Origin of the sequence: Pseudomonas sp. Irchel 3F6 (assembly GCF_900187595.1) — a bacterium.
Classification (GTDB): domain Bacteria; phylum Pseudomonadota; class Gammaproteobacteria; order Pseudomonadales; family Pseudomonadaceae; genus Aquipseudomonas; species Aquipseudomonas siliginis.
This window is the reverse complement of record NZ_FYDP01000001.1, coordinates 304,776-330,606: the sequence shown is the minus strand read 5'-3', so window position 1 is coordinate 330,606 and position 25,831 is coordinate 304,776. Positions and strand designations below refer to the sequence as shown.

General features: G+C 60.8%; 26 protein-coding genes. 17 read left to right on the top strand and 9 right to left on the bottom strand.

The features are described from left to right. Positions 1-1,014, bottom strand: a complete 1,014-nt coding sequence (locus CKW30_RS01435; protein WP_095180279.1) for a LacI family DNA-binding transcriptional regulator — start codon at positions 1,012-1,014, stop codon at positions 1-3. 206 nt (positions 1,015-1,220) lie between these two features. Here CKW30_RS01435 and CKW30_RS01430 point away from each other — a divergent pair, with 206 nt between their 5' ends. The 3 genes from CKW30_RS01430 to CKW30_RS01420 are packed head-to-tail and all read left to right on the top strand — an operon-like array spanning position 1,221 to position 4,737. Beyond that, the gene (locus CKW30_RS01430) at positions 1,221-2,384 is read left to right on the top strand and encodes a Gfo/Idh/MocA family protein (protein ID WP_256584122.1); all 1,164 of its coding nucleotides are present in this window, start codon (positions 1,221-1,223) and stop codon (positions 2,382-2,384) included. Next, entirely contained in the window at positions 2,374-3,456 is a 1,083-nt protein-coding gene (locus CKW30_RS01425; RefSeq protein WP_056784758.1) for a sugar phosphate isomerase/epimerase, read from the top strand. Before CKW30_RS01430 ends, CKW30_RS01425 begins: the two co-directional genes overlap by 11 nt. A 42-nt stretch (positions 3,457-3,498) precedes the next feature. Further along, positions 3,499-4,737: a nucleoside permease gene (locus tag CKW30_RS01420; RefSeq protein WP_095179600.1), complete on the top strand. Its 1,239-nt coding sequence runs from the start codon at positions 3,499-3,501 to the stop codon at positions 4,735-4,737. A 79-nt stretch (positions 4,738-4,816) separates the two neighbouring features. Here CKW30_RS01420 and CKW30_RS01415 read toward each other — a convergent pair whose 3' ends face one another. Next, positions 4,817-5,113 carry a hypothetical protein gene (locus CKW30_RS01415; protein ID WP_056784752.1) on the bottom strand — a complete coding sequence of 99 codons (297 nt, stop codon included), beginning with the start codon at positions 5,111-5,113 and terminating at the stop codon, positions 4,817-4,819. 1,034 nt (positions 5,114-6,147) lie between these two features. On the opposite strand from CKW30_RS01415, the gene CKW30_RS01410 reads away from it, so the two are divergent. Then, positions 6,148-6,984, top strand: a complete 837-nt coding sequence (locus CKW30_RS01410; protein WP_095179599.1) for an AraC family transcriptional regulator — start codon at positions 6,148-6,150, stop codon at positions 6,982-6,984. 53 nt (positions 6,985-7,037) lie between these two features. Beyond that, positions 7,038-7,631, top strand: a complete 594-nt coding sequence (locus tag CKW30_RS01405) for a LysE family translocator (protein WP_095179598.1) — start codon at positions 7,038-7,040, stop codon at positions 7,629-7,631. Here CKW30_RS01405 and CKW30_RS01400 read toward each other — a convergent pair. Continuing rightward, positions 7,628-8,398 (bottom strand): AraC family transcriptional regulator, encoded by a 771-nt coding sequence (locus CKW30_RS01400; RefSeq protein ID WP_095180278.1) that lies wholly within the window; start codon positions 8,396-8,398, stop codon positions 7,628-7,630. The two genes, CKW30_RS01405 and CKW30_RS01400, sit on opposite strands and share 4 nt — an antisense overlap. Positions 8,399-8,619: 221 nt before the next feature. On the opposite strand from CKW30_RS01400, the gene CKW30_RS01395 reads away from it, so the two are divergent. The 5 genes from CKW30_RS01395 (at position 8,620) to CKW30_RS01375 (ending at position 15,095) form a co-directional block, all read left to right on the top strand. Beyond that, on the top strand, positions 8,620-10,245 hold the full coding sequence (locus tag CKW30_RS01395) for an APC family permease (RefSeq protein WP_095179597.1): 1,626 nt from the start codon (positions 8,620-8,622) through the stop codon (positions 10,243-10,245). Between the two features lie 22 nt (positions 10,246-10,267). Further along, entirely contained in the window at positions 10,268-11,194 is a 927-nt protein-coding gene (locus tag CKW30_RS01390; RefSeq protein WP_056784741.1) for a 4-hydroxyproline epimerase, read from the top strand. Positions 11,195-11,248: 54 nt separating this feature from the next. Then, positions 11,249-12,196 carry a dihydrodipicolinate synthase family protein gene (locus tag CKW30_RS01385; RefSeq protein ID WP_056784739.1) on the top strand — a complete coding sequence of 316 codons (948 nt, stop codon included), beginning with the start codon at positions 11,249-11,251 and terminating at the stop codon, positions 12,194-12,196. A gap of 63 nt (positions 12,197-12,259) precedes the next feature. Beyond that, positions 12,260-13,852 (top strand): aldehyde dehydrogenase (NADP(+)), encoded by a 1,593-nt coding sequence (locus tag CKW30_RS01380; RefSeq protein ID WP_095179596.1) that lies wholly within the window; start codon positions 12,260-12,262, stop codon positions 13,850-13,852. Continuing rightward, on the top strand, positions 13,842-15,095 hold the full coding sequence (locus tag CKW30_RS01375) for an FAD-binding oxidoreductase (protein ID WP_095179595.1): 1,254 nt from the start codon (positions 13,842-13,844) through the stop codon (positions 15,093-15,095). Before CKW30_RS01380 ends, CKW30_RS01375 begins: the two co-directional genes overlap by 11 nt. Here CKW30_RS01375 and CKW30_RS01370 read toward each other — a convergent pair. Then, positions 15,092-15,301 carry a DUF2945 domain-containing protein gene (locus CKW30_RS01370; RefSeq protein WP_095179594.1) on the bottom strand — a complete coding sequence of 70 codons (210 nt, stop codon included), beginning with the start codon at positions 15,299-15,301 and terminating at the stop codon, positions 15,092-15,094. The two genes, CKW30_RS01375 and CKW30_RS01370, sit on opposite strands and share 4 nt — an antisense overlap. Before the next feature lie 164 nt (positions 15,302-15,465). Between CKW30_RS01370 and CKW30_RS01365 the strand changes: the two genes are divergently transcribed. The 3 genes from CKW30_RS01365 to CKW30_RS01355 all read left to right on the top strand — a co-directional run bounded on the left by CKW30_RS01365 (position 15,466) and on the right by CKW30_RS01355 (position 17,716). Next, entirely contained in the window at positions 15,466-15,693 is a 228-nt protein-coding gene (locus CKW30_RS01365) for a hypothetical protein (RefSeq protein ID WP_056784730.1), read from the top strand. Positions 15,694-15,839: 146 nt separating this feature from the next. Continuing rightward, positions 15,840-16,889: an NAD(P)-dependent alcohol dehydrogenase gene (locus tag CKW30_RS01360; protein WP_095179593.1), complete on the top strand. Its 1,050-nt coding sequence runs from the start codon at positions 15,840-15,842 to the stop codon at positions 16,887-16,889. 128 nt (positions 16,890-17,017) lie between these two features. Then, complete coding sequence (locus CKW30_RS01355) at positions 17,018-17,716, top strand: tRNA (adenine(22)-N(1))-methyltransferase TrmK (RefSeq protein ID WP_305885241.1); 699 nt, start codon at positions 17,018-17,020, stop codon at positions 17,714-17,716. 190 nt (positions 17,717-17,906) lie between these two features. Here CKW30_RS01355 and ycaC (CKW30_RS01350) read toward each other — a convergent pair whose 3' ends face one another. Then, positions 17,907-18,536: an isochorismate family cysteine hydrolase YcaC gene (gene ycaC, locus CKW30_RS01350; protein WP_016774235.1), complete on the bottom strand. Its 630-nt coding sequence runs from the start codon at positions 18,534-18,536 to the stop codon at positions 17,907-17,909. A 373-nt stretch (positions 18,537-18,909) separates the two neighbouring features. Here ycaC (CKW30_RS01350) and CKW30_RS01345 point away from each other — a divergent pair, with 373 nt between their 5' ends. Continuing rightward, a complete protein-coding gene (locus CKW30_RS01345) occupies positions 18,910-19,620 on the top strand; it encodes an SDR family NAD(P)-dependent oxidoreductase (RefSeq protein WP_016774234.1) in 711 nt (236 codons plus the stop codon). Between the two features lie 94 nt (positions 19,621-19,714). Further along, positions 19,715-20,644 carry a LysR family transcriptional regulator gene (locus tag CKW30_RS01340; protein ID WP_016774233.1) on the top strand — a complete coding sequence of 310 codons (930 nt, stop codon included), beginning with the start codon at positions 19,715-19,717 and terminating at the stop codon, positions 20,642-20,644. Here the strand turns inward: CKW30_RS01340 and CKW30_RS01335 are convergent, their stop codons facing one another. Together CKW30_RS01335 and CKW30_RS01330 are read right to left on the bottom strand one after the other, a co-directional pair. Further along, positions 20,645-21,562, bottom strand: coding sequence for an AraC family transcriptional regulator (locus tag CKW30_RS01335; RefSeq protein WP_095179591.1), 918 nt, complete (start codon positions 21,560-21,562; stop codon positions 20,645-20,647). It abuts the gene before it with no gap. 173 nt (positions 21,563-21,735) lie between these two features. Next, positions 21,736-22,500, bottom strand: coding sequence for an SDR family NAD(P)-dependent oxidoreductase (locus CKW30_RS01330; protein ID WP_056784713.1), 765 nt, complete (start codon positions 22,498-22,500; stop codon positions 21,736-21,738). 258 nt (positions 22,501-22,758) lie between these two features. Here CKW30_RS01330 and CKW30_RS01325 point away from each other — a divergent pair, with 258 nt between their 5' ends. Continuing rightward, positions 22,759-23,640: an AraC family transcriptional regulator gene (locus tag CKW30_RS01325; RefSeq protein ID WP_095180277.1), complete on the top strand. Its 882-nt coding sequence runs from the start codon at positions 22,759-22,761 to the stop codon at positions 23,638-23,640. A gap of 127 nt (positions 23,641-23,767) precedes the next feature. Then, a complete protein-coding gene (locus CKW30_RS01320) occupies positions 23,768-24,505 on the top strand; it encodes an SDR family oxidoreductase (RefSeq protein ID WP_095179590.1) in 738 nt (245 codons plus the stop codon). A 251-nt stretch (positions 24,506-24,756) separates the two neighbouring features. On the opposite strand, the gene CKW30_RS01315 is transcribed toward CKW30_RS01320, so the two are convergent. Both CKW30_RS01315 and ycaC (CKW30_RS01310) read right to left on the bottom strand, forming a co-directional pair. Next, entirely contained in the window at positions 24,757-24,957 is a 201-nt protein-coding gene (locus tag CKW30_RS01315) for a hypothetical protein (protein WP_095179589.1), read from the bottom strand. 144 nt (positions 24,958-25,101) lie between these two features. Beyond that, positions 25,102-25,731 carry an isochorismate family cysteine hydrolase YcaC gene (gene ycaC, locus CKW30_RS01310; RefSeq protein ID WP_016774235.1) on the bottom strand — a complete coding sequence of 210 codons (630 nt, stop codon included), beginning with the start codon at positions 25,729-25,731 and terminating at the stop codon, positions 25,102-25,104. Positions 25,732-25,831 lie beyond the last annotated feature (100 nt).

Sequence of the window (25,831 nt, the reverse complement as noted above, 5' to 3'; positions counted from 1 at the left end):
TTAGCGCTTGCCCGTGTTGTCGATGCGGGCCGTGCTGCTGCGTGGCGTCAGCTCGAACGGCAGGACGACATGCCTTTCTGCCAGCGGCCGCTTTTCGATCAGGGCAATCAGCATCTCGACCGCCTTGGCCCCGAAGGCCTCGGCTGGTTGCGAGATGGTGGTCAGCGGCGGATCGCAGAACGCAGCCATGGGAATGTCATCGAAACCCACCAATGAAATATCCTCGGGCACACGCAGCCCGGCCTGCCGGATGCGCTTGAGCGCACCAATGGCCATTTCATCGTTTTCGCAGAACAGCGCGCTCGGCCGCTCGGCCAATGCGAGCATCTTTTGCGCGCCGGCAAAACCGGCCTCGAGGCTGAAATTGCCATGGCAGATCAGTGCTTCGTCGAAGGCAATCCCGGCCTCGCGCAGTGCCGCTTCGTAGCCTGCCAGTCGATCCAGAGTCAACGGGCTGTTTTTCGAGCCCTTGATCAGGCCGATGCGTCGGTGCCCCGATGCGATCAGATGTTCGGTCATGGCTTTGGCGGCGGCAACGTTGTCCAGGCTGATGGTTGGATAACGCCCGGCCTTGAGCACTTCGCAAGCATTGATGATCGGCGGCACATCGGCGTCGGCCGGAGCGTTTTCGAAAGGATCGTAGGCGCGCAACTGAATCACCCCGTCGGCCTGATAGGCGTACACCAGCTCGGCGAATTGTCGCTCCAGTTCTTCCCGGCCCTGAGTGTCGCACAGCAGCAGCCGATAACCGGCTGCCTGCGCCGCTTGCTGCGCGCCGCTGATGACCCGGGCAAAGAAGGTATTGGCGATGGTCGGCACCAGAATCACCAGATTGCCGGTGCGCCGCGAACGAAACTGCACGGCCATCAGGTTCGGCCGATAGCCGGCCTGCTCCACGGCCGCCATGACGCGCTCACGGGTTGGCGCGAGCACACGCTCGGGCGATTTCAAAGTCCTCGAAACCGTCGCCACGGAAACCCCGGCCAGTCGAGCCACTTCGCGAATATTGGACAAAAACACCTCGTTGATTCATGCCGATCAGACGCGGAGCTTACCGCAGGCAACGAGCGATCGAAACGCTGTCGATCATCCGCTGGCATTTGACACTCGGCTATTTCACGCCTAGATTTCGCCCACGATGTAACCGGTTACATCACTCATCAGCATTGCATCCAGCTACCGAGAGGACCGCCATGTACGCTGCCGCAAAAAAAACAAGAATGGGTTTTGTCGGAGGCGGTGAAGGTTCATTCATTGCCCGTGCCCACCGGCAAGCCGCCGGCCTCGATGGACGCTTCGAACTGGTCTGTGGCGCGTTCAGCCGCGACTCGGAGAATAATCAGCGCACCGCTGCGACCCTGGGAGTGTCCGCCGAACGTTGTTACGGCGACTGGCAAACCCTGCTCGCTCGCGAGGCCGCCCTGCCCGCCGAGCAACGCATGCAACTGCTGGTCATTGTCACCCCCAATCATCTGCACGCACCGATTGCCCGTGAGGCATTGAGCGCCGGTTTTCACGTGTTCAGCGAGAAACCCGCGGCGCTGAATCTCGCCGAGGTGCAGGCGCTGCATTCGGTGGTGATCAACAGCCAGCGAATTTACGGGCTGGCGCACACCTACCTCGGTTACGCGATGGTCTGGCAGGCCCGCGAAATGGTCGCCAGCGGCGTGCTCGGGCACGTGCGCAAAGTCATCGTCGAGTACCCGCAAGGCTGGCTCAGCACCGAGTTCGCCGGGCAAGGCAACAAGCAGGCCGGCTGGCGCGACGATCCGGCGCAATCCGGGATCGGCGGCTGCATTGGCGACATCGGCACCCATGCGTTTTCCCTCGCCGAGTTCGTTGCCGGCCAGTCGATCCAGTTCATCAGCGCAATGCTCGGTTCGCATGTCGAGGGTCGGCAACTGGATGACGATGTGGCGATGCTGTTCAAAATGAGCGACGGCGCCAGTGGTGTATTGCTCGCCAGCCAGGTCTGCGCCGGTGAGGAAAACCCGCTGAAGATCCGCGTCTACGGTGACAAGGGTGGGCTGGAATGGCGTCAGGAAGAGCCGGCCAGTCTGATTCATCGACCGTTGAATGAACCGATGCGTATTCTGCGATCCGGAGTCGGTCAGCCGTGGTTGTGTGACGCTGCCAGTCAGCGCATGCGCCTGCCCGCCGGGCATCCCGAGGGTTATCTGGAAGCGATGGCCAACCTGTACGGCGATCTCGCCGAGGCGATTGTTCAAGGCGTCGAAGGCCATCAGGCCCCGGGCATACCGGGCATCGAGACCGGCCTGCGCGGCATGGCCTTCATTGAAACCGCCATCGCCAATCACCTTGGCAATGAAAAGTGGAGCGAGATACCCGGCCCACTGACAGGAGCCCAGCACAATGAACAGTGATCAGCAAAATTTGACTGGCCTGAAAGGTCCGGGGATTTTCCTCGCGCAATTCATCGCCGACGAAGCGCCTTTCGACTCCCTCGCCAACATCGCCGAGTGGGCAGCCTCGCAAGGCTATAAAGCCATTCAGGTACCGACCCTCGGCACGCGGTTCATCGATTTGCAGCGCGCCGCTGAAAGCCAGGATTACTGCGACGAACTCATCGCCGTCTGCGCCCGCGCCGGTGTGGTGATCAGTGAGCTGTCGACGCACCTGCAAGGGCAATTGGTCGCTGTGCATCCGGCGTTCGACAGTCTGTTCGACGACTTCGCCCCGCCAGCGCTGCGCGGCAAGCCGCAGGAGCGCACCGAGTGGGCCATCGAGCAGTTGAAACTGGCGGCCCGTGCCAGCCAGCGTCTCGGACTCAAGGCCCATGCGACCTTCTCCGGCGCCCTGCTCTGGCCCTACGTCTATCCATGGCCGCAACGTCCGGCCGGTTTGGTCGAGCAAGGTTTCGCCGAACTGGGCAAGCGCTGGCTGCCGATCCTCGATTGCTTCGAAGAGGCCGGCGTTGATCTGTGCTACGAAATCCATCCCGGCGAAGACTTGCATGACGGCGCGTCGTTCGAGCAGTTTCTTGAGGCGGTGAATCATCACCCCCGCGCCGCAATTCTCTATGACCCGAGCCACCTGCTGCTGCAGCAAATGGATTACCTCGGCTTCATCGACCGTTACCACCAACGCATCCGCATGTTCCACGTCAAGGATGCCGAGTTCCGCCCCGATGCGCGCTCCGGCGTCTACGGCGGCTATCAGGGCTGGGTCGAGCGTCCCGGGCGCTTCCGCTCGCTGGGCGACGGCCAGATCGATTTCAAATCGATCTTCAGCAAATTGTGCCAATACGACTTCAACGGCTGGGCCGTGCTGGAGTGGGAATGCTGCCTGAAAGACTCTGCACAGGGCGCGGCGGAAGGCGCGGCGTTCATCGAGCGACACATGATCCGCAAGACCGCCAAGGCCTTCGACGATTTCGCCGGGGTCAGCGCCGATGCCGCTTCCAACCGGCGCCTGCTCGGCCTGACCGACGACTGATTCATCCGCGTTACCGACATAAAAACAATACGGTGATCTGAAATGAACGTAATGAATGCGCGACTGAGCGTGATGATGTTTTTGCAGTTCTTTATCTGGGGCGGCTGGTTCGTCACCCTCGGCACTTTTCTGGCCACCACGCTCGCTGCCAGCGGCGGCCAGGTCGGCATGGCCTTCGCCACGCAATCATGGGGTGCGATTCTGGCGCCGTTTGTCATTGGCTTGATTGCCGACCGGTTTTTCAATGCCGAACGCATTCTGGCGGTGCTGCATCTGCAGGGCGCGGTGCTGCTCTATCAGCTCTATCGCGCCGCAGACTTCAGCGCGTTTTATCCCTATGTGCTCGCCTACATGATGGTCTACATGCCGACATTGGCGCTGGTGAACGCCGTGGCGTTCCGCCAGATCAAAGACCCGGCGCTAGAGTTCTCGCGCATTCGCGTATGGGGCACAGTGGGCTGGATTGTCGCCGGTGTGGTGATCAGCTTCGTGTTCGCCTGGGACTCGCAACAAAGCATCGCGGCGGGAGGCTTGCGCAATACGTTCCTGATGTCCGCCGTCGCGTCGCTGTTGTTGGGGCTTTACAGCTTCAGTCTGCCGAACACTGCGCCGCTGAAAAGCGCAGCGGGCTCATCAAGCCTCAAGCAGATGCTCGGCGTCGATGCGTGGGGTTTGCTCAAGGATCGCAGCTATCTGGTGTTCTTTCTCGCCTCGATCCTGATCTGCATTCCGCTGGCCTTCTATTACCAGAACGCCAACCCGTTTCTCGCGGAGATCGGCGTGACCAACCCGACAGCGAAGATGGCCATCGGTCAGGTGTCGGAAGTGCTGTTCATGTTGCTGTTGCCGCTGTTCATCCATCGTTTCGGCATCAAGATCGCCCTGCTGGTCGGCATGGCTGCCTGGGCGTTGCGTTACGTGCTGTTTGCCTTCGGCAATAACGACGATCAGGCATTCATGCTGCTGATCGGCATTGCCCTGCACGGCGTGTGCTATGACTTCTTCTTCGTGTCCGGGCAGATCTACACCGATGCAAAAGCACCGGAACGCTTCCGCAGTTCGGCGCAAGGTCTGATCACCTTGGCCACGTACGGGTTGGGCATGTTGATTGGCTTCTGGATTGCGGGACGGATTACTGACCACTTCACTTCGAGTGCGGGCCATGACTGGAGAAGTATCTGGCTATTTCCAGCCGGTTTTTCCGTGGCGGTGCTGCTGTGTTTCTGGGCGACGTTCAAGGGCCGCGATCGGGACAAGGCTGTGTTGCCGAGTGCGGTTTAGAGCAGAGTTCTGATGCATGAACAGAACGAATGCCGCCTGTGGTTGAGGCGGCATTCGTTATCGATGCTCATGGTTGCGCTCAAGCGGTGCGACGTTCGAGCAGACGGTCAGCGCCACCTTCGGCGACCCGATTGCCTTGCAGATGATCGGAACCGTCAGAGGCTACTGCATCGCTGAACAGTGGATCGGTTTCGGTGGCGGCAACTGCGTCGCTGAATAGCGGGTCGGTTTCGGTGGCGGCTACTGCGTCGCTGAACAAGCGGTCCGTTTGAGTGGAGGCGATCGCGTCGCTGAACAGTGGGTCGGTTTCGGTGGCGGCGAAGGCATTCAGTGCAAAAACCGAGAAAGCGATACCGAGGATAGTCTGGCGTTTCATGATGATGTGCTCCGAGGTGCAGTGGTTAGGTATGGAGCCGATCTTACGCTGCACCGTGGATATGGGAACTTCATTGACTTAATGGTTGTTATTGACGCAATCAATGATGAGTTGAGTAAAAGCAGCTGCTTACCTAACCGTTAAGCTGGTGCTTACGCGTCCAGACGAAACGCCCTACAAAGTCTAAAGCACAAAACTGACAAATCGTATTTCTGACAGCTTTACGCAAGCAAAAAAAAGACCCGAATCGATCGAAACCGAAACGGGTCTTTCCCACTCAGACGACCCTTATTTCAAGTCGTCAAAGTGATCTCGCAGGAACTCGTAAAAGCGCAAAGCTTTCAACAATCTCCATACAAGGCTCAGCGTACGCAGCAAAAGCTTCATACGTTTTGGCCTCCAGGGCTGGCGGCCAAACCTCCAGCAAACTTACCGGACCATGCGTGCCTTCAGCCTACATGTTGGTGTAGCTAGTGAGGCGGCCGGTTGAAATCCCTCCGAGACATCATTCCGGCGCGGGTGCGAATCCGCGTCAGAGGGCGTGAAACCTTTTGCGCCCCCCAGCCAAACCTCACTGCTCTACCAACAAGATGAGCGCGGGCATCTTAACGCAGAAATCAGAAGAGAAAACCCGAGTAACCAAGGTTATCCTGCGGCTACGCCTGAACCTTTGTAAAATCGTATTTCTGACAATGTTTATTGACAGATCTGAATTCAGTTGCATGCGCTGGCCGCTCCGAAAAAACCTCCCACATCACGCTAAACCTACGTTGCACTGACGGGAGAAACTTAATACCATGCGCGGACATGTTGGTGTGGCTAGTGAAGCACATGGCCTCGGCTCCAAACCGAGGATTGAAAAACCGCCCCGCGAAGGCGGTTTTTTTTCGTCTGTGTTTTCTGGTCCCCCTCCCATCCAAGGCACATTGCCTGACTCGATCCCCCTGCGCCCCTGCACAAATCTTCTAAACACTCTTCTCCCCCACGCGGTATTTTAGAAACGCCCCTGCTCAACCGCCCTATGGAATCGTCCCATGGACAAACGCAACTGGATCTCTCTCTCCCAGGATGTCGATACCGGGATCGAGTCGATTCGTGCGCATTTCCGTGGGCATGCCTACGATCCGCACTGGCATGACAGCTTTCTCGTCGGCGTTACCGAGCAAGGCGTCCAGCAATTCAACTGTCGCCGGGTGCGTCATCGCAGTACGCCGGGGCATGTGTTTCTGCTCGAGCCGGGAGAAATCCACGATGGCCATGCGCCGACCGAGGACGGCTTTACCTATTCGATGCTGTATCTGGATCCGCACTGGCTGGAGCGCGAACTGCACGCGCTGTTCGAAGAGGCGCCCGCCGACAGTCAGCCAGGCTTTGCCGACACCCTGAGCCACGATCCGCGCCTGTCGACTGCGATCGTGCAAGCCTTCCACGCGTTACATGACGGCGATCTGCGCATCGTCCGGCAGACTGCGCTGGATGGCCTGCTGGCGTCCCTCACCCGCCACCTCGACTGGCGCAAGCGTCAGGACTTCGATCCGCGCCTGCCACTGGTTGCCCAGGTTGCGCGGGACTATCTGCATGCCCACACCTATGAAGACATCGGCCTCGACGACCTAGCGCAAGCCTGTGGCGTTGATCGCTTTCGCCTGACACGCGCGTTCAAGGCGGCGTTCGGTCTTGCACCGCACGCTTACCTGATCCAGTTGCGCCTGGCCAAGGCGCGGCAATTGCTCGCACGCGGCGAGACGCCAGCGCAGGTCGCCAGCGTGCTCGGTTTTGCCGATCAAAGTCATCTCGGTCGCTGGTTCCGCCGCGCCTATCAATTGACCCCTGCGGACTACCGCAAACGCTGCTCAAATCTTCCAGACTGAGACCCGCCCGCTGACGATCATGGTGCCCTGTTTCGACTTTCAGGATTTTCACCATGGCTTCTTTACTGCCCTTTCTGCTGTTTGCTTTCGTCGCTTCGATCACGCCGGGGCCGACCAATATTCTTGTGTTGAGCCACAGTTCGCGGCGCGGGTTGATCGCCACGCTGCCGATCATTTTCGGCGCCTGCGCGGCGGCGGCGCTGATCGTGCTGGTGGTCGGGCTCGGTGCTGGTGAAACCCTGCTGCGCTTTCCGCGCGTGCAGCAAGCGATGGCCTGGGCTGGCGTGCTCTGGTTGAGCTGGCTGGCGGGGCAGATCTTTCGCAGCCCGCCGCCATCCCTGGACCCGAAATCGCAGGAACAAAGCTTGAGCGTATTCGGCGCGGCGCTGCTGCAACTGGTCAACCCCAAGGTATGGATGATGGCTGTGGCGGTGGTCAGCGTATTCGTCGGCGGCGGCGACAAGACGCTGCGCCTGTTGGTGTTGTCGCTGGCGTTTCTGCTGGTGTCGTTGCCGTGCATGACGCTCTGGGCACTTCTCGGCGTTGGCAGCGCGCGGTTGCTCAGCTCACCGCAAGCGTTCAAGCGCATGAACGCGGCACTGGCCCTTCTTCTGCTGCTCTCGGCCTGGCTGGCCGTGTTGGTCTAATGCCCGGTGGCTTGCCGGTATTCGCGTGGTGTAAACCCGGTCGAGGCTTTGAACTGACGGGTGAAAGCGCTGTGATCGGTGTAGCCGCATTGCAGCGCCACCTCGGTAATCGGCAAGTCGCTGTGCAGCAATCGATGCGCATGTTCCAGGCGGACTTTCTGAATCATCTGCCGTGGTGTCAGGTGGAAAACGCGTTTGCAATAGCGCTCCAGTTGCGCCACGGAAATCCCGGCGATCCGCGTCAGTTCACTCAGCGTCACCCGCCGGTTGAAGTTGCCGCGAATGTATTCATCGACAGCCGCCAGGCGCTCGAACGCCGGGTGGGTTTCGCTGGCTGACTGCAGATCCACCGAGATCCCCACCAGGCCGATGATCGTCCCGTCACGGTTGTAGATCGGCCGCTTGTGGGTCAGGCACCAGCCCGGTTCGCGACTGCCATACAGGTGCAGTTCGAGCTGATCCTCCAACACAAAACCTTCCTCCAGCACCTTGCGATCCTGCTCGGTGTAACCCGGGCCCAACTGCGCCGGGAAAACCTGCGCACTGGTTTTGCCGAGCAATGGGCGCAGGTCTTTCAAGCCACAACGCTGCACCAGCGTGCGGTTGGCCAGCACATAGCGCGCTTGCAGATCCTTGATGAAGATCGCCGCATTCGGGATCACATCGAGTATCGGCAACAGCTGCGCGGCACCCGCGACCATCGCTTCGAGGGTCTGCGGACGCAGGCCGTCAGTGCCTTGGCACAGGATCGAAAACGCTGACTGCATCAAAGACTTCCCCTCGAATTGAACCACCGCAAATGTCACTCGCCAGCAGATTGCAGCAACGTCGCGACCCTGTCGAGGCCGCGCATTCATCGGCGCCATTGTGCTGAATTCGTCATCGATCCCGGCATAAAACATCAATCGCCGCCACTGCCGAGCGGTGCAAAGTCTGCTCGTCCCCGTGACACAACTGCCTATCCAATAACTCACAAGAAGGCGATGCCATGTCAGGCCAAGGCAAGTTCAAAAAACAGCTTTCATTGATCGACCTCACCTTTATCGGACTCGGCGCGATCTTCGGCTCCGGCTGGTTGTTCGCCGCCAGCCATGTCTCGGCGATTGCCGGTCCGGCGGGGATTTTTTCCTGGTTGCTGGGCGGTTTCGCCGTGTTGCTGCTGGGCATCGTCTACTGCGAACTGGGCGCGGCATTGCCCCGTGCCGGCGGTGTGGTGCGCTACCCGGTTTATTCCCACGGCCCGCTGCTCGGCTACCTGATGGGCTTCATTACGCTGATTGCGTTTTCCAGTCTGGTAGCGATCGAAGTGGTCGCCTCGCGCCAATACGCGGCGGCGTGGTTTCCCGGCCTGACCAAGGCTGGCAGTGGCGATCCGACGATCCTCGGCTGGTTGGTGCAGTTCGGCCTGCTCTGCGTGTTTTTCCTGCTCAACTACCGCAGCGTGAAGACCTTCGCCAAGGCCAACAATCTGGTCAGCGTGTTCAAATTCATCGTGCCGTTGCTGGTGATCGGCGTGCTGTTCACCTTTTTCAAACCGGAGAACTTTCAGGTTCAGGGATTCGCCCCGTTCGGCTTGTCGGGCGTCGAGATGGCGGTCTCTGCCGGGGGGATCATCTTTGCCTACCTGGGCCTGACGCCGATCATTTCCGTGGCCAGCGAAGTGAAAAATCCACAGCGCACCATTCCCATCGCGCTGATTCTCTCGGTGCTGCTGTCGACTCTGATCTACGTGCTGCTGCAAATGGCCTTTCTCGGCAGCATCCCGACGGAAATGCTCGCCAACGGCTGGGCCGGTATCAGCAAGGAATTCGCCCTGCCCTATCGCGACATCGCCCTGGCGCTCGGTGTCGGCTGGCTGGCGTATCTGGTGGTCGCCGATGCGGTGATCTCGCCGAGCGGCTGCGGCAACATCTACATGAACGCCACGCCGCGAGTGATCTACGGCTGGGCGCAGACCGGCACCTTTTTCAAGGTCTTCACCCACATCGATGAAAAGTCCGGCATCCCGCGTCCGGCGCTGTGGCTGACTTTCGCCCTGTCGGTGTTCTGGACCCTGCCATTCCCGTCGTGGGAAGCGCTGATCAACGTGGTCTCCGCCGCGCTGGTGTTGAGCTATGCGGTGGCGCCGGTGTCGGTTGCGGCGCTGCGGCGCAATGCGCCGGACATGCCGCGCCCGTTTCGGGTCAGGAGCATGGGCCTGCTTGGGCCGGTGTCGTTCATCATCGCCGCGCTGATCGTCTACTGGTCGGGCTGGAACACCGTGTCGTGGCTGCTCGGCCTGCAGATCCTGATGTTTGTCATCTACCTGTTCTGTGGCCGCTTTGTGCCCACCGCCCATCTGAGTCTGGCGCGTCAGGTGCGTTCATCGGCGTGGCTGATCGCCTTCTACTCGGTGACCATCGTGCTGTCGAAACTCGGCACCTTCGGTGGCCTGGGCATCCTCGCCCATCCGTTCGACACGATCGTCGTCGCCGCTTGCGCCACCGGCATTTACTACTGGGGTGCAGCAACCGGCGTGCCTGCCCATCTGCTGCGCCTGGACGACGAGGACGAAGAAAGCGAAAGCCCTACGCCCTCGTCCACCGTCACCGCCCGCCCTGCCGGCGCCTACTGAAATCATCCAACGGGATCTCTCCATGAAACGAGTACACGTCATTGATTCCCACACCGGCGGCGAACCGACACGGCTGGTGATGAGCGGCTTCCCCGAGTTGTCCGGCAACAGCATGGTCGAGAAACGCGATGCCTTGCGCAACCAGCATGACCAGTGGCGGCGCGCCTGTCTGCTCGAGCCACGCGGCAACGATGTGCTGGTCGGCGCGCTGTATTGCCCGCCGGTCTCGCCTGATGCCACCTGCGGAGTGATCTTCTTTAACAACGCCGGCTACCTGGGCATGTGCGGCCACGGCACCATTGGCCTGATCAATTCGTTGCAGCATCTGGGGAAAATCCAGCCGGGCGTGCACAAGATCGACACACCGGTGGGGCAAGTCAGCGCGACGCTGCACGACGATGGCTCGGTCACTCTGGGCAACGTGCCCGCTTACCGTTATCGCAAACAGGTACCAGTGGACGTGCCCGGTTTTGGTCGCGTAGTCGGTGATATCGCCTACGGCGGCAACTGGTTTTTTCTGGTTTCCGAGCATGGCCAGACCCTGACCATGGACAACGTCGAACACCTGACGGCGTACACCTGGGCGATGCTCAAGGCGCTGGAAGATCAGGGCATCTTCGGCGAAGACAGTGCGGTCATCGACCACATCGAATTGTTCGCCGATGACGATCAGGCCGACAGCCGCAACTTCGTCATGTGCCCCGGCAAAGCCTATGACCGCTCACCGTGCGGCACCGGCACCAGCGCCAAACTTGCCTGCCTGGCAGCCGACGACAAGCTGCAACCGGGCGCACCGTGGATCCAGGCGAGCATCACCGGCAGCCAGTTCGAAGGCCGCTTCGAATGGGAAGGTGAACGCATTCGCCCGTTCATCACCGGCCGCGCCTACATGACCGCCGACAGCACCTTGCTGATCGACGACAGCGACCCGTTCGCGTGGGGCATCTGAGCCGCCACGCCGATTTTTCACTTCGAATCAAACGAAATGCCAAGGAGTTGAACCATGAGCGACAACATCTTCACCGGTTGCATGCCGGCCCTGATGACCCCGTGCACCGCCCAGCGCAAACCGGACTTCGATGCGCTGGTGAGCAAGGGGCGCGAGCTGATTGATATCGGCATGAGCGCCGTGGTCTATTGCGGCTCGATGGGCGACTGGCCGCTGCTGACTGAAGCCGAGCGTCAGGAAGGTGTGGCGCGCCTGGTCGCCGCCGGGGTGCCGACCATCGTCGGCACTGGTGCGGTGAATACCCGTGAAGCGGTTTCCCACGCAGCGCATGCGGCGAAAGTCGGCGCGCAAGGCTTGATGGTCATTCCGCGCGTGCTGTCCCGTGGTGCTTCGGCGACGGCGCAAAAGGCCCACTTCGCTGCCATCCTGCAAGCCGCACCGAACTTGCCGGCGGTGATTTACAACAGCCCTTACTACGGCTTCGCCACCCGCGCCGATCTGTTTTTCGAACTGCGTCGCGAATACCCGAACCTGATCGGCTTCAAGGAATTTGGTGGGGGCGCAGACCTGCGCTACGCGGCTGAGAACATCACCTCCAAGGACGATGACGTGACCCTGATGGTCGGTGTCGACACGCAAGTGGTGCACGGTTTCGTCAACTGCAACGCTACCGGCGCCATCACCGGTATCGGCAACGCCCTTCCTCGCGAAGTGCTGCAACTGGTCGCGCTGAGCAAGCAGGCCGCGCAAGGCGATGCCAAGGCCCGACGTCAGGCGCGGGAGCTGGAATCGGCGCTGGCGGTGCTGTCGTCGTTCGACGAAGGCTGTGATCTGGTGCTGTATTACAAGCACTTGATGGTGCTCAACGGCGACAAGGAATACACCCTGCACTTCAACGAAACCGATGCGCTGAGCGACTCGCAACGGCGCTATGCCGAGAAGCAGTATTCGCTGTTCCGTCACTGGTACGAGAACTGGTCTGCCGAACAGAACTTCGCCTGACCACCACCTGCTGCGAGTCATCACGATTCGCGGCAGGCCTCGCTCATTTCACAGGAAGACACCATGACTCTGACGGGCAACATGCTGATCGGCCAGCAAGCCGTGACCGGTAATCGTCCAGCCTTTCGCGCGATTGATCCGGCGACCAACCAGGCACTTGAACCACAGTATGCCGGGGCGTCAGCCGAACAAGTGGAACAGGCCTGCGCCCTGGCCTGGGCAGCACAAGACGAATATCGCGAAACCAGCCTGAGCAGCCGTGCGGCATTTCTCGAAAGCATTGCCGAGCACATCGAAAACCTTGGCGATGAACTGATCGAACGCGCCCACGCCGAAACTGGTCTGCCACCTGCACGCCTTCAAGGCGAGCGTGGCCGCACCTGCTCGCAATTGCGCCTGTTCGCCCGTACGGTGCGCGCGGGTGAATGGCTGGATGTGCGCGTCGACAATGCGCAACCGCAACGCCAGCCACTGCCGCGCTCCGACCTGCGGCAACGACAGATTGCCTTGGGGCCGGTCGCGGTGTTTGGTGCGAGCAACTTTCCCCTGGCATTTTCCGTGGCCGGTGGCGACACCGCTGCGGCATTGGCGGCTGGTTGCCCGGTGATCGTCAAGGCGCACAGCGCGCATCCCGGCACCAGCGAACTGGTCGGCCGCGCAGTGGCGCAAGCGGTCAGGGCCTGCGCTCTGCCCGAAGGCGTGTTTTCCTTGTTGTTCGATTCGGGGTACGAAGTCGGCATCGCATTGGTCAGTGATTGGCGCATCAAAGCCGCTGGTTTCACCGGCTCGCGGGCTGGTGGACTGGCCTTGATGAAAGCCGCGCAAGCGCGGCCCGAGCCGATTCCGGTGTATGCAGAAATGAGCTCGATCAACCCGGTTTTGCTGTTTCCCGCCGCGCTGGAAAATCGGACGCAGGCGTTGGCCGAAGGATTTGTCGCGTCGCTGACACTGGGCGCCGGGCAGTTCTGCACCAACCCGGGATTGCTGATTGCCCGCAAAGGCCCGGCGCTCGACGGGTTTCTCGGCGCGATAGCGGAACTGATCCCGCGCAGCGCGGCGCAAACCATGCTCACGCCTGGCATTTTCGGCGCCTATCAAGCAGGCGTGACGGCTTTGCAAGACAATCCCCGTGCACGCGCGGTAGCGGTTGGCCAAGTCGGCGGCGCCCCGAATCAGTGTCAGACGCATGTCTTCAGCACCGATGCAGCGGATTTTCTTGCCGATCAAAGCTTGCAAGCCGAGGTCTTCGGCGCGACAGCGCTGATCGTGCAATGCAGCAGTGACGAGGAAATTCGTCAGGTCTGCGAACATCTGGAAGGTCAACTGACCGCGACCTTGCACATGGACGACGCCGACCTTGCACTGGCGCGCGCGTTGTTGCCTACCCTGGAGCGCAAGGCCGGGCGCTTGCTGGTCAATGGCTGGCCGACCGGCGTGGAAGTCTGCGATGCGATGGTGCATGGCGGGCCTTACCCGGCAACCTCGGATGCGCGCAGCACCTCGGTGGGCACTGCGGCGATCCTGCGTTTCCTGCGGCCGGTGTGCTATCAGGATTTCCCCGACAGCCTGCTGCCGACGGCGCTGCAACAGACCAATCCGCTAAACCTTCGGCGCTTGCTCGATGGCCAACGGGAAGCGACACACCATGGCGAATAACCCTTCGCACGACATCGCGGTGGTCGGCGCGGGGATCATCGGCGTCGCTTGCGCACTGCGCCTGGCCCGCCAGGGTTTGCGTGTGGTGGTCATCGATCAGCAGGAACCGGGGCACGGCGCTTCATTCGGCAATGCCGGGCATCTGGCCACCGAGCAGGTGTTTCCGATTGCTGATGTTTCGATCCTCAAGCGTTTGCCGGCCATGCTGATGGACCCGATGGGGCCGCTGCGTCTGGACTGGAAATACCTGCCGCGCGCCCTGCCGTGGTTCACCCGATTGCTGCTGAATCTGCGGCCCGAGCCTTTTCAGAAAACCGTCGCCGGCTTGCGCGCGCTCAACGAAAGCAGCCTCGACGCGTGGCAGCGCTTGCTCAGCGATATCCAGCGCACCGATCTGCTCAAGGTTGACGGCTCGTTACTGGTCTTCGAAAAACCTGAATCCCGGCAGGCCATCGAAGCCTTGCAGGCACGACTGCATCAGCAGCAGGTGCCGGTGGACTATTGGCAAGCGGGGGCGATCCGCGAAACGGCGCCGCAGCTCAGCGAGCAAATTCAGGGCGGACTGTTTTTCCCGCGAACCGGGCATTTCCTTGACCCTTATCGCGTGGTGTGTGCGCTGGTCGAGTCGGCTCGCAGCAGCGGCGTGAGTTTTCTCAAACAGCAGGTTCAGGGCGGCTACGTGCAGGAAAACGGTGTCTTGTTGATGACCGGCAATGGCGGCGTAACGGCCAGCCGCGTGTTACTGGCCTGCGGTGCGCATTCGGCGAAACTCACCGCCGCTCTGACCGGCAAGCAAGTACCGTTGGACACCGAACGTGGCTATCACCTGATGCTGCCCAACGAGCATGATCGCCTGCCCTTCCCCGTCACCTCGCTGGAACGCAAATTCATCATGACGCCGATGCGCGAAGGCCTGCGCCTGGCCGGCACGGTCGAATTCGCCGGACTGGAGCGGCCGGCGAACATGGCGCGCGCCTGGCAGTTGCAGCGCCTGAGCCAAGGCCTGTTTCGCAAGGACCTGAACGCTGATGGCGCCACACCGTGGATGGGCTTTCGTCCGTCGCTGCCGGATTCGCTGCCAGTGATCGATCAGGTTTGCGCCGGCAAGGTCTTGCTTGCCTTCGGTCATCAGCATCTGGGCCTGACGCAGGCGGCGGTGACGGCGGAATTGATCGGGCAGATGGTCTCAGGCGCGGCCGGCGAGTTGCCGAATGCCGACGCCTACCGACTGGCACGTTTCTAAGCGTGCTTCAGCGCGTCGCCGTGATGCATGGCCAGGTGGCCGGTCTTGTCGCTCTTGACCTCGTATTGCGGCGCGTCTTTCGAGGCTGGCCGGTGGCGGCCCATGAACTCGGTGTCGCGGGTGTGCACCTTGACCACTTTGCCGTGAATCTCGCCGGCCTCGGAATTCCAGCGCACCGTATCGCCGACTTTGAATGAGCTGCTCATCATTGCGTCCTCGCCTCTGGCTGTTGGTTTATGGAGCCGCGCGCGTCGGAGAAATTCCGCTTTTTTGCGAGGCGACCGAAGGCAGGCAAAAAAATCGAACGGCGAAAATCGCCCGCACCTCCAACCTGCACAAGCCGTAGAAAACGGCCATGACGAGGTGTGAGATGAATAACGATCAAGGCAAGCAAGGTGACGATCCGCTCCCAACCACGCCCGACCCGCTGAGTCCGGGGCGTACCGAGGTCGATCCGATGAAGGAACGCGGCATCGACGAACTGCCCGACAACGAAGGCGAAATCCCGCTGGATGATGACAGTACCGGGCTGGATCCGGAGCGCGTACGTCAGGAAACCGATAACGCCGAGATGGACGACCAGCCCAATCCGCGTTGAGCCTGAACAGGCAGCCGTCGCCATCGGCTGCCTGTCGGTTGCGCAATCAACAGCAGAATCAGGCAAGCATTTCACAGAAATGCACTACTTCGCGCTCCGACCCAGGCGCAACAATGGGCGTCCGACAACCCATGGAGGATGCTCACATGCTCGTACAAGCCTACGGCGCCCACGCTGGCGACAAACCCCTTGAGCCCATGCAGATCAAACGCCGTGCGCCAGCCGCGCACGACGTGCAGATCGATATCGCCTTCTGCGGCATCTGCCATTCCGACCTGCACCAGGTGCGCGCGGAATGGGCCGGCACGCAATTCCCTTGCGTCCCCGGCCACGAAATCCTCGGCCGCGTCTCGGCGGTCGGCGATCACGTCAAGGACTACAAGGTCGGCGATCTGGTCGGTGTCGGCTGCATCGTCGACAGCTGCCAGCACTGCGATGACTGCGAATCCGGTCTGGAAAATTACTGCGACGGCATGATCGGCACCTACAATTTTCCGACCCCGGACGCACCGGGCTGGACCCTCGGCGGTTACTCGCAAAACATCGTCGTGCACGAGCGCTATGTGTTGCGCATCCGTCATCCCGAGGCGCAACTGGCCGCCGTCGCGCCACTGCTCTGTGCCGGCATCACCACTTATTCGCCGCTGCGCCAATGGCACGCCGGACCCGGCAAGAAAGTCGGCGTGGTTGGCATCGGTGGCCTGGGTCACATGGGCATCAAACTGGCCCACGGCATGGGCGCCCACGTGGTCGCGTTCACCACCTCCGAATCCAAGCGTGAAGCGGCCACGGCTCTGGGGGCGGATGAAGTGGTGGTGTCGCGCAATGCCGAGGAAATGGCGGCACACACCAAGAGCTTCGACTTCATCCTCAATACCGTCGCAGCGCCGCACGATCTCGACGCCTTCCTTGTGCTGCTCAAGCGCGACGGCGCCTTGACCCTGGTCGGCGCGCCCGCCTCGCCGCATCCGTCGCCGAACGTGTTCAACCTGCTCATGAAGCGCCGCACCATCGCCGGTTCGATGATCGGCGGCATCCCTGAAACCCAGGAAATGCTGGATTTCTGCGCCGAGCACGGCATCGTTTCCGACATCGAATTGATCCGTGCCGACCAGATCAATGAATCCTACGAGCGCATGCTCAAGGGCGATGTGAAATACCGTTTCGTCATCGACAACGCAACCCTCGCCGGCTAAGCGCAAGCGCCCATCGGCAGCGCCGTGCTGCCGATGGTTCGAGTAATTCCATCACGTAATTGACAGCGCCAGCGTTGCTCGCCAGAGTCGCACCCCTTTTTCCACCGCAGGGTGAACAGGGGTTTGCGTTGAACCAACAGACATTGTCCATGCGTCTTGAGCGCGTCGCCGCCCATGTGCCGCTCGGCGCGAGACTGGCCGATATCGGCTCCGATCATGCTTACCTGCCGGTGGCCTTGCTGCGCCGGGGCCTGATAACAGCAGCGGTCGCTGGCGAGGTCGCGTTGACGCCATTCCACGCGGCGCAACGCACCGTCAACGAAAGCGACCTGCACGGCCAGATCAGCGTGCGCCTGGCCGATGGTCTGACGGCAATCAAACCTGGCGACGCCATCAGCGCCATCACCCTGTGCGGCATGGGCGGCGAAACCATTCGCGATATTTTCGACAGTGGTAAAGCCCATCTCAGCGGGCAAGAACGCTTGATCCTGCAACCCAACGGCGGCGAGCAAACGCTGCGCCAATGGTTGATGGACAACGGCTACCGCATCGTTTGCGAAGAAGTGCTGCACGAGAATCGCTTCGACTATGAAATTATCGTTGCCGAGCGCGGCTCTGATCCGGTGACTTACGATGCCAGGGAACTGTTTTTCGGACCGCTGCATCTGCAGGCACGCTGCCCGGCATTTCTGCATAAATGGCAACGCAGGCTCAAGCAGCGGCAAAAGACGTTGGGGCAGTTTACGAGAGCGCAACAGACGTTGCCGGAGGACAAAATTCTTGCGCTGAAGCAAGAGATGCAGTGGATCAGTGAATTGCTCGGGTGACTGTGCCGCCGTCTTCGCGAGCAGGCTCGCTCCCACAGGAAATTGCATTTCTCCTGAGCGAACACAGTCAACTGTGGGAGCGAGCCTGCTCGCGAAAGCGGTGGGTCAAGCTACAGAGCAACCAAGTTGGCCGCAGCCGTCGGAAAAAAAAGCCTGCTGTTAAAAGCAGGCTTTTTCGTGGGTGGTGAACTTACTTCTGCTGCGTCAGCGCCGAGTAGCTGTTCATCAGGTTGCGGTAGTTGGGGATGCGCTGCGACAGCAGATTGCCCAAGCCTTCGATGTCGTTGCGCCAGTCGCGGTGCAGCTCACAGGCCACCGAGAACCAGTTCATCATCTGCGCGCCAGCCTGAGTCATGCGGCTCCACGCGGCTTGTTGAACAGTGGTGTTGAAAGTGCCGGACGCATCAGTCACCACGAACACATCAAAACCTTCCGCCAGCGCCGACAGGGTCGGGAACGCTACGCACACATCCGTTACCACACCGGCAATGATGATCTGCTTGCGCCCGGTGGCCTTGATCGCCTTGACGAAGTCCTCGTTGTCCCAGGCGTTGATCTGGCCTGGACGAGCGATGTATGGCGCGTCCGGGAACATCTCTTTCAGCTCCGGCACCAGCGGGCCGTTCGGGCCTTGTTCGAAGCTGGTGGTGAGGATGGTTGGCAGGTCGAAGAACTTGGCCAGATCCGCCAGCGCCAGCACGTTGTTCTTGAACTCGTTCGGCGAGAAGTCCTGCACCAGCGAGATCAGACCGGTCTGGTGGTCAACCAGCAGCACGATAGCGTCGTCTTTGTTCAGGCGGTTGTAGGTTGGAGTGGTCATGGTGTGCGTCCCTTTTCAAGTTTGGAGTTTTGTTGTTGCGTTCAAGTTGGGTACAGATTACTGACGCACAGCAAAGGGATAAATCGCTTGAAAAGGGTTTCACCGTCCACCTTAACAGGACAATCGAACGCGGCCCCCTGTAGGAGTGAGCCTGCTCGCGATGGCGTCATGTCAGCCGACACTTTTATCGACTGAAATGACGCCATCGCGAGCAGGCTCACTCCTACAAAAGCGCGTGCAGGCCGTTCTGATTAGATACACCGAAGTACAAATGATGTACCTCAGCCCCCATTTATCAACTCCGCGCAACTTCCTAAAGTCTCCTCCAACAGCCACCCGCCATCCTGACGGGCCAGCGACAGAGGAAATCATCATGAGCACATCGAAAAAAGTAGTTGTCATCACCGGCGCCTCACAAGGCATTGGTGCAGGTCTGGTCGAAGGCTTTCGCGCCCTTGGCCATCAAGTGGTCGCAACCTCGCGCTCGATCAAAGAGTCGAGTGACCCGGATGTCCTGACCGTTGCCGGCGACATTGCCGATCCGCAAACCGCCGAGCGCGTGATTCGCGCCGCCGTTGCCCGCTTCGGTCGCGTCGATACGCTGGTCAACAATGCCGGGATCTTTCTGGCCAAGCCGTTCACCGCTTACAGCCAGGCGGACTATGCCCAGGTCGTGGCGACCAACATGAGCGGCTTCTTCTACATCTCGCAACTGGCTATCGCCGAGATGGAAAAACACGGCAGCGGCCACGTCGTCAGCGTCACCACCAGCCTGGTCGATCATGCAATCGACGGCGTGCCTTCGGTATTGGCGTCGCTGACCAAGGGCGGCATCAACGCCGCGACCAAATCCCTGGCCATCGAGTACGCCAAGCGCGGCATCCGGGTCAACGCGGTATCGCCGGGCATCATCAAAACGCCGATGCACGCTGAGGAAACCCATCAGGCGCTGGGCAGCCTGCACCCGGTCGGCCACATGGGTGAAATCGACGACATCGTGCAAGCGATCCTCTACCTCGACGGGGCGAATTTCGTCACTGGCGAGATCCTGCATGTCGACGGTGGCCAGAGCGCCGGCCATTGATCGAAACCCTGCAACGCCGCCGGTGGATACCGGCGGCGTCGTTGGTTGTGGTACACAGAGGATGAACGTCCGTCGATCCTCGGTGCGAGCCACAATGAAACGCCATTTTGAAGATTTGCAGTTAGGCAGTATCGAACTGTTCTGCCTGGCCGCCGAAGCCGGCAGCTTCACCGCCGCCGCGCAACTGGCCGGGGTCACGCCCGCTGCGGTGAGCCGGTCGATTCTGCGTCTGGAGCAACGCCTGGGTTCGCGACTGTTCGCGCGCACCACGCGCAGCATCCGCCTCACCGACGCCGGACGCAGCTTCTTCGAACAATGCAGCCAGGCCCTGACGCAACTGGTCGAAGCGCAGCAGGAAGTCATGGGCGCGCAGACATCGCCGTCGGGGCGACTGCGCATCAGCCTGCCAACCACCTACGGGCATCACCGCATCCTGCCGCTGCTGCCGAAATTTCGCGCGTTGTACCCCGAGGTCACGGTCGACGTGCACTTGGGCAATCGCAATATCGACTTCGTTGAAGAAGGCTACGACCTGGCGATACGCGTACGCGCGCAACCGGACTCGACCCTGATCGCGCGCCTGCTGGAAGACGCCGCCCTGGTAGTGGTTGCCGCCCCCGAATATCTGCATAGAGCCGGCACGCCGCAGACCCTCGACGATCTCATTGCGCATGAGTGCATCCAGTTCGAATTGCCCAGCAGCGGGCGGCGGATTTCCTGGCTGTTTCAGGAAAACGGCCGAGACCTGGAAGTGATTTCCGACGGTGGCTATTCCTGCTCCGACGATGTGCTCGGCGGTGTGACGCTGGCCAAGCACGGCGCCGGGCTGTTTCAGACTTACCGGTTCATCGTCGAGCAGGAACTCGCCGATGGCCGCCTGATTGAAGTGCTGCAGCCGTACGCCGGACGTTCGCGCCCCTACACCCTGCTCTACCCGCACGGCCGCTACGTGCCGCAGCGGGTGCGGGCGTTTGTGGATTTTCTGCTGGGGTTTCGTGATGAATGGGCGGGACACCCGCGGTAATCAGCCGGTCTGGCGCAGGCGGCTGAGTTCCTTGGACGGCGGGCAGCCGAACTGGCGGTTGTATTCGCGGCTGAACTGCGAAGCGCTTTCGTAGCCGACGCGGTAGCAGGCGCTCGAGACGTCCAGCCCTTCATTGATGATCAGCCGCCGCGCCTCTTGCAGGCGCAGCTGTTTTTGATATTGCAGCGGGCTCATGGCGGTGACGGCTTTGAAGCGGTGATGCAGCGCCGAATTGCTCAGATTGGCCACCTGCGCCAGCGCGTCGATGCGCAGCGGTTCAGTGAAATTCTTGTTCAGCCAGTCGATGGCCCGCGTGACCCGGTGGGTCTGCGAATCGCTGACGGCGATTTCATACAGCAGATGCCCGTGCTGGCCGCGCAGCAGGCGGTAATACAGCTCACGCAACACCATCGGTGCGAGCATGCCGATGTCGCGCGGGTTATCCAGCAGGCGCACCAGACGCAGCATGGTATCTAGCAATGTCACGTCGATCTTGTCGAGAAACATGCCGCGCCCGGCGTCCTGTGGCATGCCGGTCAGCGGCGACTCGGCAATCAGTTGCGTCAGTTGCGCCGGATCGAAATCCAGCCGTACGCAAAAATACGGCGCCTCGGGTGAGGCTTCAATCACCCTTCCCGACACCGGCAACGTCACCGACACCACCAGGTAATTCAACGGGTCGTAGAGGAAACGTTCGTCGCCCAGCCCGACTTCCTTGCGCCCCTGCACGATCAGGCACAGCGCCGGGCGGTGCACGACATGGATCAGCTCGGACGGCCCATCGAGACGGATCACGTGCAGCGGCGCAATCGCGGTTTCGTAGGTGCCCGGCGCATCAAAGCGCTGGGTCAGCAAGCGCACCAGCTCGGCGCGATACACCGCCGTGTCGTGGAGGATGGAAGCGTCGTGGTTATCCATGCAAAGGGCCTCGAAAGCAGACGAAGGTGGGTCAACTGCGAAGGAAGATTAGCCAGTTTTACCCAGCGGCGACTAGATCAAAGATGCTGCAGGTTTGCCTGATTCTGCGTCGGTCAGATCGGGGTAAACCATGAGCACATCATCTTACGTGCCCATGGTTTGCCGCACTGCTATCAGCCTGCCGTTACCGTCATGCCGCCATCGGCCATGACCACCGAGCCGACCATGAAACTGGCGCGGTCGGAGGCCAGAAAGGTCACGATCTCGGCGATCTCTTCCGGCTGCGCCGCCCGACCGATTGGCGCTGCTTCGCCGTGCTGTGCGAGGAAGCCAGGGCCGTCCTCGACCACATCATTAAGGATATTGGTCACCACATCGCCGACGCCGATCGCGTTGACGCGAATGCCGTGCTCGATGACTTCCAGGGCCAGCGTGCGGGTCAGTTGTGCCAGCGCACCTTTGGAAGCGGTGTAGGCGGCGATGGTCGGGAAGGCAAAGTACGAGGCATAGGAGGCGATATTGACGATCGCACCGGACTTGTTCGGGATCATCGCTTTCACCGCTTCGCGGCAGTGCAGGAAGGCGGCCGTGGCATTGACTGCCTGGATCTTTTCCCAGTCGTCGCGGCTCATGTCGATCACGGCTTTGTTGATGATGATCCCGGCGTTGTTGACCAGAATATCCAGGCGCCCGAACTGCTCGACGGCAAGACCTACTGCGCGTTCGGCGGCGCCGTCCTCGGTGATGTCCGCCACCAGCGGCACCAGATCGGGACGAGCCAGTGCTTCGACAGCCGGGTTGAGGTCTTCGGCAATCACCTTGGCGCCGCGAGCGTGCAGCATCAGCGCAATCGCCTTGCCGATGCCACTGGCCGCGCCAGTGACCAGTGCAACTTTACCGGCGACTTCTTGGGGCAGGGTGTGGTTGAAATCAGTCATGGTTTTAACTCCTCGATAGCGAATCGGTGTTGCGCCTGATGGCGCGGTCGTGAACACGGCTTCACTGTCGCGCACTGTCCGCCACCGGGCTTTCGGGCGATTGCCGGGACTGTCGGAGTTTTGCGCTGGAGTTTCTCGTTCGCCCGCCCTAACCTTCAAAATCATTCGCAGCCGAAGCTTTTGATGGAGCGTCCTGTGCCCTCTGCCAGCCCCGCTACACCGACAATTAGCCAGCCCGCGCGCATCGCCGCCGAAGCCATGCCGGAGCATCTGCCCGGTGTTGCGGAAACGACCACGCCGCGGCCGCAGATCAAGGATGCGGTGGTGCAGCTGTTCCGCCATCAAACCCTGCTTGAGCCGATCCGCGTGCCGTGCGTGGCCGAACCGCTGCTGGTGCTGGTACTGGCCGGCACTGCCCGGGTCGAAGAACGTTCGTTGGGCGGAGAGTGGCAGGCGAGCCAGGTCACGGCGGGCGATTTTTTCCTGACCAACACCCGGGAACCCTACGAAATGCGCTGGCAAACCGAAGGTTGCGAGGTCTTCGAAGTCATGCACCTTTATCTTGGTCTGGGCTTGATCGAACACGCGGCGCGTGAAGCCTTCGGCGAACAGGCCGGTGCAGTGACGTTTGTCGACGTGTCGGGTGCGCGTGACGAGCAGGTCAGCTTCATTCTTGAGCAACTGCGCGTCGAACTGACCGAACAGCGCCAACCCAGCGCACTGCTGGTGCACAGCCTGGCTCAGGCGTTGGCGATCCATCTGCTGCGTCATTACCTCGACCCCGACAGCAACCCGCGCCGCGACAACGCCCTGCCCGCCTACAAACTGCGCCGGGTGATCGAAGCCATGAATGCGAATTTGGCGGAGGATTTCAGTCTCAGTCATCTGGCCGCCATCGCCGAGCTGAGCGACTACCACTTCAGCCGCACCTTCAAACGCGCCACCGGTTTATCGCCCTCGCAATACTTCATCCGCCTGCGCATCAGCCGCGCGCGTCATCTGTTGCTGGAGACCGCACGCAGCGTGATCGACATTGGCCTGGAAGTCGGCTACTCCAGCCCCAGCCACTTTTCCCAGGTGTTCCGCCGTGAAGTTGGGGTCACTCCGAGTGCCTACCGGGACGCGCCACGCGGGGCCTGAAAACCTGTCGAAAAGCGATGCAGCAGAATTGGGCAAATCCCGTGGAGGAATCGATTAATAGCCCATGAGCCGCCGCACTTAATCTTCTTCCAGGCCCACTCACGGGCACACAGAAGAGGACGACATCATGCTGAACATTCAAGACAAAGTGATCGTGATTACCGGAGCCAGCAGCGGCATCGGCGAAGCCACCGCACGCCTGCTCGCCGAACGTGGCGCCAAAGTGGTGTTGGGGGCTCGGCGTACCGAGCGTCTGGCAGTGATTGCCGAAGGGATCAATAGCGCCGGCGGCCACGCGCAGTTCCGCGCACTGGACGTCACCGATCAGCAGGATGTGCAGCGCTTCGTTGATTTCGCCGTCGAGCATTACGGCCGCGTCGATGTGCTGGTCAACAACGCCGGGGTCATGCCGTTGTCACGGCTGGATGCGTTGAAGGTCGATGAGTGGAACCGCATGATCGACGTCAACATCCGTGGAGTACTCCACGGCATCGCCGCCAGTCTGCCGTTGATGCAGCGCCAGCGCGCCGGGCAGATCATCAACATCGCCTCGATCGGTGCTTACGCGGTCAGCCCTACTGCGGCGGTGTACTGCGCGACTAAATACGCCGTACGGGCGATTTCCGAAGGCTTGCGCCAGGAAGTCGGTGGCGATATCCGCGTCACCGTCATCGCACCGGGCGTGACTGAATCGGAACTGGCCGAGAGCATTTCCGATGAAGGCGGCCGCGAAGAGATGAAGTCATTCCGCAAGATCGCCATCCCCGCCGAAGCCATCGCCCGCGCGATTGCGTATGCCGTCGAACAACCGGCGGATGTCGACGTCAGCGAACTGATCGTGCGCCCGACCGCGAGCCCTTACTGAGACCAGATGAATCACAATCAACTGTAGGAGTGAGCCTGCTCGCGATATCGGTAGACCAGTCAATGAAAATGCTGGATGTGCCGCCGCCTTCGCGGGCAAGCACGCTCCCACCGGGGATTTAGCGCACGGATATTCCAATCCTGGGCGGTTGAAACTGGTTTTCACGATGTCGCTGACTGAACTGCATCAGGGTGCGCGGGAGAGCCTCTCACTCTAATTCCAGAGTGGGAGGCATCGATCAAATCGCTCGATCAGCGTGACGGCGGATGTTCGGTTGACACCGAGTTGGCCGCGTCCACATCCGACATGTCTTCCTCAACCGGTGCATCATCGTCCGGCGGCAAAGGCACCTCGGGATTTTCCCGCTTGGGATCGTGCCCGGTCTCGTTGTCGGTGGTGCGCGTCACGGCTTGTTGCGACTGGTTGCCCGGTGCGTTTTCATCAATGTCCATGTCGGTCTCCGATGTGATTCAGCGATAGATACCTGAACGTGTGAAATGCCGGCGCGTGACAAGTGCCCGGCAATGGACGAACGGCGTTCTGTAGAAAACGCAAAAGCCTGCTTTCGAGGCAGGCTTTAGCTTTGGATGGGAGGCTTACTTCTGCTGCGTCAGCGCCGAGTAGCTGTTCATCAGGTTGCGGTAGTTGGGAATACGCTGCGACAGCAGGTTACCCAGACCTTCAATGTCGTTGCGCCAGTCGCGGTGCAATTCGCAGGCCACCGAGAACCAGTTCATCATCTGCGCGCCAGCCTGAGTCATGCGGCTCCACGCGGCTTGCTGCACGGTCGTGTTGAAGGTGCCGGACGCGTCAGTCACCACAAACACATCGAAACCTTCAGCCAATGCTGACAGGGTCGGGAACGCTACACAGACATCCGTTACGACACCGGCGATGATGATCTGCTTGCGCCCGGTGGCTTTGATCGCCTTGACGAAGTCTTCGTTATCCCAGGCGTTGATCTGACCTGGGCGAGCGATGTACGGCGCGTCCGGGAACATCTCTTTCAACTCCGGTACCAGCGGGCCGTTCGGGCCTTGTTCGAAGCTGGTGGTGAGGATCGTCGGCAGGTCGAAGAACTTGGCCAGATCCGCCAGCGCCAGCACGTTGTTCTTGAACTCGTTCGGCGAGAAGTCCTGCACCAGCGAGATCAGACCGGTCTGGTGGTCAACCAGCAGCACGATAGCGTCGTCTTTGTTCAGGCGGTTGTAGGTTGGAGTGGTCATGGTGTGCGTCCCTTTTCAAGTTTGGAGTTTTGTTGTTGCGTTCAAGTTGGGTACAGATTACTGACGCACAGCAAAGGGATAAATCGCTTGAAAAGGGTTA